At 39.4% G+C, this 13839-nt stretch carries 8 protein-coding genes; 3 read left to right on the top strand and 5 right to left on the bottom strand.

What is annotated here, in order from left to right; translation table 11 throughout:
* Nucleotides 1-2: 2 nt before the first annotated feature.
* A complete protein-coding gene (locus OXT66_RS01695; RefSeq protein ID WP_268595339.1) occupies nt 3-1205 on the bottom strand; it encodes an MFS transporter in 1203 nt (400 codons plus the stop codon).
* Nucleotides 1206-1361: 156 nt separating this feature from the next.
* Entirely contained in the window at nt 1362-1796 is a 435-nt protein-coding gene (locus OXT66_RS01690) for a MerR family transcriptional regulator (RefSeq protein ID WP_268595338.1), read from the bottom strand.
* 193 nt (nt 1797-1989) lie between these two features.
* Between OXT66_RS01690 and OXT66_RS01685 the strand changes: the two genes are divergently transcribed.
* Nucleotides 1990-3453: an MDR family MFS transporter gene (locus OXT66_RS01685; RefSeq protein WP_268595337.1), complete on the top strand. Its 1464-nt coding sequence runs from the start codon at nt 1990-1992 to the stop codon at nt 3451-3453.
* A complete protein-coding gene (locus OXT66_RS01680; protein ID WP_268595336.1) occupies nt 3453-4196 on the top strand; it encodes a DUF4811 domain-containing protein in 744 nt (247 codons plus the stop codon). Before OXT66_RS01685 ends, OXT66_RS01680 begins: the two co-directional genes overlap by 1 nt.
* A 94-nt stretch (nt 4197-4290) precedes the next feature.
* Here the strand turns inward: OXT66_RS01680 and OXT66_RS01675 are convergent, their stop codons facing one another.
* Nucleotides 4291-5118: a hypothetical protein gene (locus OXT66_RS01675; RefSeq protein ID WP_268595335.1), complete on the bottom strand. Its 828-nt coding sequence runs from the start codon at nt 5116-5118 to the stop codon at nt 4291-4293.
* 421 nt (nt 5119-5539) lie between these two features.
* On the opposite strand from OXT66_RS01675, the gene OXT66_RS01670 reads away from it, so the two are divergent.
* Complete coding sequence (locus tag OXT66_RS01670; protein WP_268595333.1) at nt 5540-7999, top strand: phosphoketolase family protein; 2460 nt, start codon at nt 5540-5542, stop codon at nt 7997-7999.
* A gap of 55 nt (nt 8000-8054) precedes the next feature.
* Here the strand turns inward: OXT66_RS01670 and rdgB are convergent, their stop codons facing one another.
* Nucleotides 8055-8639, bottom strand: coding sequence for an RdgB/HAM1 family non-canonical purine NTP pyrophosphatase (gene rdgB, locus OXT66_RS01665; RefSeq protein ID WP_268595332.1), 585 nt, complete (start codon nt 8637-8639; stop codon nt 8055-8057).
* 112 nt (nt 8640-8751) lie between these two features.
* Nucleotides 8752-13815 carry a bifunctional glycosyltransferase/CDP-glycerol:glycerophosphate glycerophosphotransferase gene (locus tag OXT66_RS01660; protein WP_268595331.1) on the bottom strand — a complete coding sequence of 1688 codons (5064 nt, stop codon included), beginning with the start codon at nt 13813-13815 and terminating at the stop codon, nt 8752-8754.
* Nucleotides 13816-13839: the final 24 nt, after the last annotated feature.

Raw genomic sequence — 13839 nt, 5'->3', positions numbered from 1 at the left:
ATTTATTTTAGTGATGCTGGTTGCTTAATGTTTTTAATCTTAAAGGTCATGAAAAATGACAAGAGCATGAACACTACCACTACTAAATATGGATAGTGATAATTGTAATCCAACAACGCCCCGGAGGTAATCGGGCCGATAATGTTACCAATACTGGTTAGTGACATGTTCAACCCGTTGACTAATCCTTGATCGGTCATGCTGGCCTTAGTCAGCATGGTGGTAATAGCTGGCCGCAATAAATCAAAAGTAGTGAAGACAATCAAAGTAGCAACGATTACCGCCCACTTTTGGTGTGCCATAATAATCCACATGGTTCCAATCAAAGCAAACAAGAAGCAATAGCGGATCACGTTTTTTTCGGTCCACCACATTATCATGCGGTCGAACAGTAAGATTTGGAATAGTAAGGAAATAATTCCGTTAAGCGTCAAAACTAGTGCGATGTTACTCATCGTAAAGTGATGGACTTCGTTAACGTATAAACTGTAAATGCTTTCGAAACTAACCAAACCAAACGCTGAAATTAAAATCATGATGAATAGCAAACTCATCGGCCCGGTTAATAGTTTCCAGGAAGCTTGTAGTAAGTTGCTAGGTTCCTTAGCGGTATCAGTAGTTGGCCGGTTGACCATCAACTGCTTTAGTTCACTTTCTTTAGGCATCAAAGCAATCATCGCAAACATGCTTAACAAGCCTAAGCCAGCAGCCACCCAAAACGGAGTCTTATAACTGAATTTAGCTAAAATTCCCCCAATCCCAGGGCCTAATACCAAACCACCACTAAAGGCAGCTGATAGCCAGCCAATTACCTTTGCCCGTTGCTTAGGAGTCGTAATATCCGCAGCCAAAGCGTTAGCGGTTGGCACCACCATCGCAGCGGAAATCCCCCCGATGGTTCTGGAAATATCCATCACGATTAACTGGTTGGATAAGGCAAAAAGTGATTCACCGACGAAGAAAAGGGCTAATCCCATTACTAACACTCGTTTGCGCCCAGTGCGATCAGAGATGCGCCCAATAATAGGCGAACCAATTAATTGAGCCAAAGCATATAAAGAATTCATAATTCCCATATCTAAGGCTGAAAAATGAAGTTCGTTTTTAATAAACGGCATTACCGGGAAAATCAGGCTCATCCCAATGCAGACCAAAAAACTACTAAGAATTAAAACAAAAATGGCTTTTTTTACTTGTGATGACACGGTGGTCCTCCCTTATTTCGTTAATATAGTCTGTTAACCAGTATAACTAAACAATCCGGGTGTGTCCACATTTATTAGTAATCATTTCTTCTATAATATGGATACTTGAACCAAAAAAGTGGCGAACCCCTTGAGGCTCACCACTTTTCCTAAAAATTAAACGTCTCGAATTTCAAAATGCGTATTCGCATCCCGGTCGACAATTCCAATAATTCGTTGCTTTTGGCTGCTATCGCAGAAACCAAAATCAATAACGCCCCGATCCTCTTCGATAATGATATCTTGAATTTGCTTTTCCATAAACGTTTTAATAATGGGTAATTGAGCTTGTAGCTTAAGCGCCTTCTCCACTGCCCCTTGAAGGGTATAGCCTTCGTCTTGGAAATGCTTAATCCGAAAAATTTTTAAGAGATTTTGCACGTTGTACTGTCTAGAAGTTTGTTTGTCATTATCGGATTTTAAGGTACTAATGTAACCTTGACTCTCCCAATAACGTAACGAACGGGACGAAACGCCGGTGATTTTACTCACCTGCCCAATGCCAAAGATTAAATTATCAGAGTCCATAAACTTGCCAATTGGATTTCCCATTATTTCTTCACTCGTTTCCGTTTAAAATAATTGAAACTACTTTACGATGAAACACTATAACAAATTCTAACATGCCTGGCAAATTTTCGAACGATGTTGTCAAGAAAAATACTATCATTGTCAATTTAGTTGACAATGATTTTTACTAGCGTTAGTATATTAAAGTTAATTTAATACAAAGGAGCAACACACAATGGCTGAAAAGCAACAAACATTAGACGCCAACGGCAAACCATATAATCGTACCATGATGATGGTAGCCATTATTTTGGGTCTGTTTATGTCCGTGTTAAGTAGTACCATGTTGGCAACTGCTTACCCTACATTAATGGATGCCTTTGACGTTTCTACATCTACAGTTCAATGGCTGACCACTGGCTACATGATGGTCAACGGAGTCATGATTCCCATTTCCGCTTGGCTCATTAGTCGGTTCGGTAGTGGGGCCTTATTTAATACCGCCATGTTCTTCTTCTTAGGCGGATCAATTTTAGCCTGGACCGCTACAAGCTTTGGCATGCTCTTTGTTGCCCGAGTTATCCAAGCGGTGGGGGCCGGAATCGCAATGCCCGTTGCCCAAACGGTATTACTTTCTATTTACCCACCAGATCGCCGGGGGGCCGTCATGGGAATGATGGGCCTTGCTATCGGTCTTGCTCCCGCAATTGGACCTACCCTTTCTGGTTGGTTAATTGATAATTACAACTGGAGAGCATTATTTAGCACTTTAATTCCATTTACCATTTTGGCGTTAATAGTAGGCTTAATCTTTAATAAGAAAGTGCTTGCCACCAAGAAGAGTAACTTGGATTGGCTTTCAGCTGCCGAGTCCACTTTAGGATTTGGATTATTACTTTATGGTTTCTCTCAAGTTGGAGACAATGGTTGGGGCGATCCTACCGTTATTGCTCCTATCTTAATTGGAGTAATCGCAATTGCTATTTTCGTTTATCGGCAACTTCACTTGGAAAATCCCTTCTTGGAATTGCGCGTGTTCAAAACTCGTGATTTCACCATTTCCGCCATCCTTTCTTCAGACGTTAACATGGCCATGGTCGGAGTAGAAATGGTACTTCCAATTTATTTACAAACTATTCGGGGCGATTCAGCGCTTGAATCTGGATTAACACTTCTTCCTGGAGCCTTAATGATTGGGATCGCTAGTCCCATCACTGGTCGATTATTTGATAAGTACGGGGCTAAACACTTGGCCACTGCCGGAATGATTCTTTTAACGCTAGGAACAATTCCCTTTCTTTTCTTAACTAAGGAAACTCCGCTCCTATTCATTATCGTAACTTACTGTATTCGGATGTTAGGGGTGGGGATGGTTATGATGCCAACCTCTACTGCCGGGATGAACGCATTACCAACCAGCATGATTAGCCACGGGACCGCTGTTAACAACACGGCTCGCCAAGTGGCCAGTTCTGTCGGAACTGCCATTTTGATTAGTATTTTGACTAACGTTACCAAAGCAGATATGCCGGCCAAACACGTTTTACACAGTAACCCGCTTGTTTACAAGGAAGGCGCTCAAAATGCAGTGCTAAATGGTTACTCAGCCGCCTTCTCCATCGCAGTTCTATTCTGTCTAGTTGGTTGGGGATTATCATACTTACTGAAGCAAAAACAAACCGTAGGAGGTGACAAATAATGGCTCTAGCATTAATTATTATTAGCGCATTATTGTTCATCGTTTCCTACGTGGTTATGCAGCATGGAATCGGTCGCGTAATTTTGTATGTAGTGTCATTTGCTTTACTAGTCTTTTCTCTGACCGCCATTACGGCTGCAGACAGCTGGCACTGGGGCATGAAACTAGAAACCATCACTACCACTAAAGCCATCAAACCAGTTAGTGCCATCAAACAAATGGACATGAACATGTTGGTGGAACAAAAATTAGGAACCAAAGACGAAAAAATCGTCGTTTATAAGTTAACTGACAAGGGTAAAACTAAGCATACCCAAGTAGACGTTAACACCACCAATAAGTATAAGCACGTCAAAACTGACAACGCTAAGTTAGTTACCCAAACCAAACAATACGTTTATAAGAATGATTTCTATAAAATCTTATTTGCTGGGTTGGGTGATGGTTCCGTTTATAAATCTAGAATTAACACCTTTGAACTTCCAGATAGCTACGTAGTCTTAACTTCTAAGCAAGCTAAAGACTTGCAAAAACAAGCTAAAGCTAACAAAAAACAACAAGCAGCTCAAAAAGCCCAGATGGCTAAAGTGGTCAAACAACAAATGATGGCCGCCATGCAAAAAAATCCGACGATGAGTGCCGCCCAACAAAAAGCTTTGCAAAAACAAATTGTGGCTAAGGTAACTGCCACTGCAATGGATAAGCAAAAGCAACAGTTGATTGAGATGGACCAAAGTAGATAGGATCATGTAAATACAAAAACACCAGCAACTAAAAAAGTTGCTGGTGTTTTTGTATTTTCTTTATTCAAACTACCACAGTTAATTAAAGTTAAAATTAGTCGCCATATTCAATTTCTAAAACGTTGTTGTAGGCCTTACCACCTACAAAAGCCCGTTGCCAAATAGCAGTATAGTCGTTTTCCCCAACTGTTTTATCAAATCTCTTAATATCTTGGGTGTTAACCTTCAAACGATACAAGCCTGGGCGAACCTTATACTCTGTTAGACCGGTAATTGGTTTCGTGTAGTATAAATATGTGACGTTCTTTCCAGAAGTTTTAATGCTGGTAATTTTACGACTAGTGGTTGGCTTAAGTTTATCAAGTCCACTAGTAATAAAATTGCTGGTAATACCAGCCTTTTTAACATTAGATGTACTGTAAAATTGAATGTAGTGATCTTGGGTAATCGAGAACATTTGATGTGAACCATTTTTGAATTTAAAATCAGTTCCCCGTTCCCAAGAAGTCCCTAAAACTGATGAAGGGTTCTTTACCACTTTGAAGTCGCTACTCTTAAATGCAAATTGTGAGCTCAATGAAATATTTTTCCAATTTACAAAACTTGATTTAAAAGCATAGTTGTAATTGTAAAATCCAGCATTAAAAGTAGTAGTAAACTTACCATCACTCTGCTTATCTGCTTCACTACTTCCAACTAGGTTAGTTCCCTTAGGGATCACATAACGGACTTTTTTACCGTTGATATTTCTATATAGATTAGTTTTTAAACTTTTTTTGGTAGTTACATAAACTGTTTTATTACTTTCCTTAATGTATCCTGATTCATAGACCACACTAGCCTTAACATTAGTAGCGTGGTTTGCTAGCATCCCAAATGATCCTAAAGCAACTGTTGTCAATAAAATCGACTTTAATTTCATAGTAAATCCTCCTTGATTTCGCATTTGATTATACCATTAGGCGCAACCTAATTAGATTACAACTTAAAGTCAAATTATTTTCTATAAAAATATAATCATAAAAAAATTCCCTTTAAATTAACCATTGCTAAATTATTCACCATTCCTAAAATTAGCCCTAATCAGCTTCACATAACCTAGGCTCTATAATCGCTGTCGTTACTGGATTTGATGGCAATTTTACCAAATATTGGTTCGGGGATAAACCGATCTAGCCTTTTTATAAATTTAGCAGTTAAGTAGTTCACATGAATTAGCTGCAAATACGCCTTAAAATTGGACCGTATCAATTTTAAATAAGGTTGACTTTTCACCAACATTAGGTATTCTTATAACTGGTAAAGAAAAATTTATCAACTCATTTTTAAAGGAGTATTAATTAATGACAGTAGATTACGATTCCAAAGAATATTTGGAAAAAGTTGACGCCTGGTGGCGTGCAGCTACTTACCTTTCTGGTGGTATGATTTTCTTGAAATCAAACCCATTATTCTCAGTAACTAACACCCCTATCCAAAAGGATGACGTTAAAGTTAAGCCTATTGGTCACTGGGGAACTATCTCTGGCCAAACATTCTTGTACGCACATGCTAACCGTTTGATCAACAAGTACGACGCTAACATGTTCTACATTGGTGGTCCTGGTCACGGTGGCCAAGTTATGGTTACTAACGCTTACTTGGACGGTACTTACACTGAAGACTATCCTGAAATCACTCAAGATGTTGAAGGTATGTCACGTTTATTCAAGCGCTTCTCATTCCCTGGTGGAATTGGCTCACATATGACTGCCCAAACTCCAGGTTCACTTCATGAAGGTGGAGAACTTGGTTACTCACTATCACATGCTACTGGTGCTGTTTTAGACAACCCAGACCAAATCGCATTTACTGTCATTGGTGATGGTGAAAACGAAACTGGTCCTGCAATGACTGCATGGAACTCAATCAAATTCTTGAACCCTAAGAATGACGGTGCCGTATTGCCAATTCTTGACATCAACGGTTTCAAGATTTCTAACCCAACTCTTACTTCACGTACTAGTGATGAAGATTTGGCTAAGTTCTTCGAAGGTCTTGGATGGTCACCTCGTTTCATCGAAAACGACGACATTCATGACTACATGACTTACCATGAAAAAGCTGCTGAAGTCTTTGATAAAGCTATGGAAGACATCAAGCAAATTCAAAAAGACGCTCGTGAAAACGGCCGTTACGAAGATGGCGAAATTGCTGCATGGCCAGTAATCATCGCTCGTTTGCCTAAAGGTTGGGGTGGTCCTACTCACAACAAAGCCGGCGAACCAATCGAAGGTTCATTCCGTGCTCACCAAGTGCCACTTGACTTGAAGCAAGGCGACTTGAGCCAATTACCAGAATTCGAAGAATGGATGAACTCATACAAGCCAGCTGAATTATTCAACACTGATGGTTCATTGAAGGCTGACGTTGCTGACTTCGCACCTAAGGGTGACAAGCGTATGGCAGCTAACCCAGTTGCTAACGGTGGTCGTGACTTCGGTGCTGCTCCTAAGTTACTTGACTTACCAGACTGGAAGTCATTAGCTAACGACATCAACGAAGATAACCGTGGTACTGAATTAGCAGACAGCAAGCGTAACATGGATATGAACGTTCTATCTACTTTCTTTGCTGGTATCGCTACTAAGAACCCAACTTCATTCCGTGTATTCGGTCCTGATGAAACTATGTCAAACCGTCTCTGGGATATGTTTAACGTTACTAACCGTCAATGGGAAAGTAAAGTTAACGAACCTTACGATCAATACGAAGCTCCAGAAGGCCGTATCTTGGATGCTCAATTATCAGAACACCAAGCTGAAGGTTGGCTTGAAGGTTACACTTTGACTGGTCGTTACGGTGTATTTACTTCATACGAATCATTCCTTCGAGTTGTTGACTCAATGACTACTCAACACTTTAAGTGGATTCGCCAAGCTGCCGCTCAAAACTGGCGTAATGATTACCCATCATTGAACTTGGTATCTACTTCTACTGTATTCCAACAAGATCACAATGGTTACACTCATCAAGATCCTGGTATGCTTACTCACTTGGCAGAAAAGAAATCAGACTTCATCCGTCAATACCTACCAGCTGATGGTAACACATTGCTTGCAGTCTTCGACCGGGCCTTCAAAGACCGTCAAAAAGTTAACCACATTGTTGCTTCTAAGCAACCTCGTCAACAATGGTTCTCAGTTGAAGAAGCTGATGAATTGGCTAACACTGGTATTAAGACTATCGACTGGGCTTCTACTGTTGCTGAAGGTGAAGATGCTGATATCGTCTTTGCTTCAGCCGGTGTAGAACCAACCATCGAATCTTTGGCTGCTGTTGATCTTATCAACGAAGCCTTCCCTAACGTTAAAATGCGTTACGTCAACGTTGTTGAATTAGGACGTCTTCAAAAGAAGAATGGTCTTCTTAACCAAGAACGTGAATTAAGTGACGCTGAATTCAACAAGTTCTTCGGCGAATCAGGTACACCAGTTGTATTTGGTTTCCATGGTTTCGAAGACTTGATTGAATCAATGTTCTACGAACGTCAACACTTAGGCTTAAACGTTCACGGTTACCGTGAAGATGGTGATATCACCACTGCTTACGATATGCGTGTATATTCTAAGTTAGATCGTTTCAACCAAGCTAAAGACGCTGTTAAGATTCTTATGGACAAGGGTGTTATCGACAATGCTGCCGGTGCTGCCTTCGATAAGAAGATGGACGACATCTTAGCTAAGCACTTCAAGGTTACCCGTGAAGAAGGTCATGATATTGAAGAATTCACTGACTGGTCATGGACTCCCCTTAAGAAGTAATTTAAGTTAAAGAAAAAACCGACTTAGCAAAGTCGGTTTTTTTGTGTTCAAATTTTTACCACCATTCATCAAATTGTTGCAGTAATTGCTCCAATGCTCGGCCACGATGGCTAATTGCGTCTTTTTCGGCCTCTGTCATCTCACCAAAGCTTTTGTCGTAACCGTCTGGCATAAAGATACAATCATAGCCAAACGCTTCAGAACCACGTTTTTCTGGCAAAATTTGGCCGGGGACTTCACCGATAGTTTCCAATTCTTCTCCAGTGGGTTTGAGCGCCACAATCGTGGTGTGAAACACTGCTGACCGGTCTGTTTTATCCTTTAGGCCCGCCAATACTTTTTGCCGGTTAGCTTCATCATCGTGATCGCCAGCATAGCGAGCTGAATGAACTCCCGGTTCGTTATTTAATGCCGCAACCATCAAGCCAGAGTCATCAGCGATTACAGGCAACTGAAAGTGTTTAGCAATTGCTTGCGCCTTAATATGAGCATTTTCTGAAAAAGTCGTTCCATTTTCATCAATTGCTGGGACTTTGTCAAAATCGGCCAGGGATTTCACCTCAACATCCAAACCCTTTAGCATTTGTTGGTATTCAGCCACTTTATGGGCGTTTTGACTGGCAATGATTAAAGTTTTCATCGTTTTACCACCGTTTCTATCAAATTAGTTACTTTGAGTATAGTAGAAATAATTTAATTTTGCTAGCCAACTAAAAACCCCCAGCAATCGCTGGGGGTCATTGTTGAAAAGTTTACATCACGTCATCGCGACTAACCCAACCAATAATATCGCGGTTAGGCGTCGTCACTTTTACTTTGATGTAAGTTTGCATCAAAACATCAGTGTGGGTTGATTTAATTAACTGGCCTTCCAACGCCTCAACCGGCAATGGTTTATCCAGCTTATCGTAATATTGAACGAACGAAACATCTTCGTTGCTAGTGAAATCTTTATTAGAAGCCCAAATAGCAGCTGCATCGCGCAGTTCGATTTGTTGCTCACCAATCCCTAATGAGGATAAATCCCCCTTCACGGGAACGGTCTTCATGTTATCTCTAGCTAACAGTTCATTAACCACTCGTTCACTAGCTTTACCATCCATCCATTCATCGAACCGTTCGGTAAAGTTAATGTACTGTTGATCTGGTTGCCAACCGTTCGTAAAGATATCGGCTAGTTCGTCTCCCACCTCAGTAGTCGTTTTTACTAGCTTACCAGGAGCTGCTTCGGTAAAGTCAAAGTAAAATCCTCGGATAGTACCTGCGTATTGTTCCAAATCATAAGTGTAGAAAATGATTGGCCGCCGTAAAATCGAATAATCAAACATTACGGAAGAATAGTCGGTAATTAAGACGTCACTAATTAGGTATAACTCACTAATATCTTGGTAATCACTGACGTTGACCGCGTTAGTAAACTGGGTTAAATCCAGGGAATTAGCGATCATGTAGTGGGTCCGAATCAAGAAGGTCACGTCACTGCCAAAGCGAGCTTGCAGTTCTGCCAAATCTAACCTTAATTGGGCGGTAAACTCATGGGCTTTAACAAACTCATCGTCTCGCCAAGTTGGGGCATACAGCACTAATTTTTTATTCGGATCAATCCCTAAGTCACCCTTAATCCGCGCAATATCTTCTTGCGTGTAGTTAACTAAGATATCGTTACGGGGATAACCGGTTAGCATCATTTGGTTGGTGTCTTTTCTAAACGCCCGACTCATAATGTCAGCCGAGTATTTATTCGGCGCAATCAAATAATCCCAACGACTAGAATCTCGAACCACTTGTTGATGATATTTGCCTGGATCGTGAACTGGCATAGTCACTAACTGAACGTCAGTTCCGATGGTTTTAAGTGGGGTACCATGCCAAGTTTGTAGCAATGTAGTCCCTTGAGGCTTGTCCCATCTAAATGGTCGCCGAGTGTTAGTAATAAAGTACTTGGCCTGAGCTTGTTTTAACAAACCTTTATAGCCAAAACGAACTGTATACGGAATTTTATGTTCTTGGAAGTAAGGAATTAAATCTTCTCTAACGTTCCAATACAACTTATATTGTGGATAGTTTTTCTTAATATACTCGTATAGGGCCTTAGGATTATCGGAGAATTGACGACCGAAGAAACTTTCAAAGATGATGATATTCTTCTTAGGCAATACCCGTCCTAAGTAATTGAGTAAATTAGATTGAAAATCCTTAATCTTAAAGAAATGCCAGAACTTATCCCAAATAACTGCTGTAGGTGGTTCTTGATCTAGTTCCTTAGCATTAGCATTTAACATTGTCTCAACAACTGTCTTAGTAGCTTCACCATCTCGGCCATATTGCGCAAAACGATTTGCAAATTCAGTTAATTGATCAGCATACTGTTGCTGAATCGTATCCAAATTTTGAATAGCCGTAGCCACAGCAGCCGTATCAGAAACAATTGGTCCTGGCATTTGACTGTCATAATCAAAGTAAGTTTGCCGTGGACTGTCCTTTAAAAATTCTTCTTCATCATAAGCAAAGAAAATCATTGGACGATTTAGATAAGCATAGTCAAACATACTGTCATCGTAATCCGTTAATAATGCGTCACTAACCAGGAATAAGTCGTTAATTTCAGGATAATCACTAACGTCATAGGCAAACCCTTCGTACTGACTCAAATCAAGTGAATAAGCCAAGTACTTATCGAGGTAAAGTAACACTACGTAATCATCACCTAATTGTTGCCGCATTAAATCTAAATCTAATGCTAGATCACTGTTTTTACTACCTCGTTTTAGCGGTGTATACAAGACCACTTTTTTATCTAATGGTAATTTCAATTGCGTTTTGAGTGCATCTTGGCGATGTGGATCGCGATTAGCACGCACTAGTTCGTCATTTTTCGGAAACCCGGTTTTCAATACGGTGCGATCGTAATCAAACGCTTTAGAAGCCACTAATTCCATATAATCAGATGGAACTACCATATAATCCCAGCGCCGAATTCGATCAGCAAAATCTAATTGAATTTTAGCAGTAGCAGTTCGATATTTAGGAGCGTCAAAGCCCATTTCACGAAGGAAAGTTCCTCGCAAAGTTTCTACTTCGATTTGTCCCTTACGTTTGTAGTACTGGTTAGTTAGATTGGTACTTTGAACAAAATACTTACCTACAGCCAAGTAATACCAATATTTAAGGGTATTAGTTCGAACCACTTCAGCTCCCAGTGGGACATCCTCTTGGTCATTACTAAAAATCCAGACCGGCTTAATTTCTGGGTGGTGTTCAGCAACGTATTCATAAATAGCTTTATTATTACCATTATAGTCAACATTCGCACTATGGGCATCAAAGACCATTAAACGTTTATTAAGCGGTAATAGTCGCATTAATGGATAAATTAACGTATAGTTGACTGCTCGTCGTCCCTTACCAAGGTTAAACCAACCAGCATATGGTTGTCGAACCCGCAGTTCATGTGAGTTATCTTTAGCGCTAGCAAGAGTAAACTGAGCTACTTTGCCATTAGTAAGAGAAATTTTATTATTGAATTTAGGATTATCAACTGATTTAACAGGATCACGATATTTTTTATCGATAACACTAAATCGACGGTATGCTTGCAAATTTTGGTCAAATAATTCCAAAGTATAGTTGTAATTACCAGATAAAATTTCTAATCGACCATCGTCGTATTGAAGTGGTAAAACAATGTTTAATTGTTTGCTGTCCTTAGGTTTAGTTCCTAAGATATCTGTCAAAGCAAAAATATTTCGTCGTTTTTTACTACCACTGACCAAAATTAATCGTGACTTATTCAAATCATAGTTTGCAGTTGGTTTTAATAATTCCAAGTTTTCTTTTAGTTGATTATCAGCAAATTTATCACTAGTAACTGTTACAGCTGGATAGTTAACAGACACTAATAACCGACGAGTTGATGCGTAGTTAACGTTTATCATGCGCTTATCCACATTAAACGTATCAGCTGGTTTTTGGTAATCATACAAATATGTGCGGTCATAATTAGTGGTTAAATTTTGTACTAACAATTTCAGTGACGAACCTAATAAATCATTAGGCACTGTGCTTAAATCAAAGCGAACCGTACCAGAATCAACTCTTCCCACTACCGGAGCTAATTCGTCTGAACCTAAATCAATAATTGCTCGCTCTTCTGCGGCGTTTAAGTTAGTATCAAAAACTAATTCATCGTCTTCTTCTCTGGCATTTTTAATCCAAAAAGTAGAACGGGCTTCTTTAGTTGCACACACAAAACTTAAAGCATCTTGAGTATTATAAAGCGCGGTTACCACGTTATTACCTTGAACAAATTTCATCTTAAATTTGCCGGCTTTTTTACCTGGTTGATCAATAAATGCATCCACCTTGTATTGCCCCGCAACTTCGTTTGTTACTCTAATTTTCCAAATACCTTGTCCTAATTGCTTAGTAGCATCATTCAAGTCAATAGAAAATGCATAACGAGCATGTGTCCAAGGAGAATGAGATTTAAAAATCCGTTTGTGAATAGGAGTTGTATCTCGAACAAAATGGATAGGATAAACTGCGTGATTAACAATGTTGATCAATTCGGCTGAAATTTGTTCGTTAAAATTATTATTAGAAAATGGTCGCTTGGTCAATGGCATTTGCTTAATTCGAAAATACCCTTTTCCGTTGACAATATCAGTTTCCTTGTCTAATTTTAATGAACTTAAATGCTGTACCACTGGTAAAACATTATCGCTTGGATCCAACTGATCAACAATTTTTTGATCGGTGCCTGGGATACTTAATTGATAGTGTCGTCCAGCATGTTCTTTAATTTGATAAACTCGTTTAGCATATGAATATTGCTTTAGCAAATTCAAATTACCATGTGCAATCGCCCAGTATTGAAGTTGAGTTTTTAAGTCTACCTTCTTTAAAGCTTCAGATCCCCACAAGTTCCAATCACGTAAGAAACCGTAAATAAGTTCTTGGATATGGTATTGAAAGTTTTCTGCCGTATCAGCAACATCTGTAAAGAAGATTGGCAGATCCAAACTAACCACTTTATGAATGAATGTAGCGTATAGTTCTGAATCTTCAGTTACTCCGTTATCAATTAAAATTGTCCGACAAATATTGAGTTTAGCAGTTTTAGCTTCAAAATCGCTAAATTCTCCTCGGTCCGGGCCATTGTAATCATGAATTTCTCGCGCCCGCCAAAGGTAACTTGTTTTAGTAATTACGGAAGTGTTTTCAGAAGCCAAATGAGCTGCTAGAGTGAAGCTCATATCTGTGTCAACAGATTCAGAAGTAAATTGAATACTGTTGTTAGCTAAAAATTCTCTTCGATAAAGTTTATTATTAATCAAAGTATCGTAAATCAAATTAGGAGTTTTAGTTAATGTAGTCTCAAAACGAGTATCACTAACTCCTAATTGGTTTGGAAATACGTCAATATTACCATCTGCATCAAATTGCTTAGTGTATCCCACAACCATATCGGAATCATGATCGAGCGCGGTTTGCACTAAGTTCGTGAACGCCCACTTAGGGGTTTGATCACGACTATCCATGAAAACAACATACGTTCCGGTTGCTTGCTTTAGTCCAGCAGTTCGATATTCACTGATTTCTCCCACTGGAGCCAAAATAGTTTTAAAATTTTCAAACTGTGGTTCGTAATCAGCAATTATTTCTGTCGCTAATTCATCACTTTGATCATTCACCAAAATTATTTCAAAACTCTCTTGGGGAAATTTAGTTTCTAATAATGAGTTCAGCGACTCTTTTAATTCGGTCGAACCGTTGGTATACGTGACGATAACGCTCAATAATTTTTCGTTATTCATTACTAACAGATTTCACCTTTCATT

Origin of the sequence: Lentilactobacillus senioris, assembly GCF_026798195.1 — a bacterium.
GTDB lineage: Bacteria > Bacillota > Bacilli > Lactobacillales > Lactobacillaceae > Lentilactobacillus > Lentilactobacillus senioris_A.
This window is presented reverse-complemented; position numbering and strand designations above follow the sequence as displayed.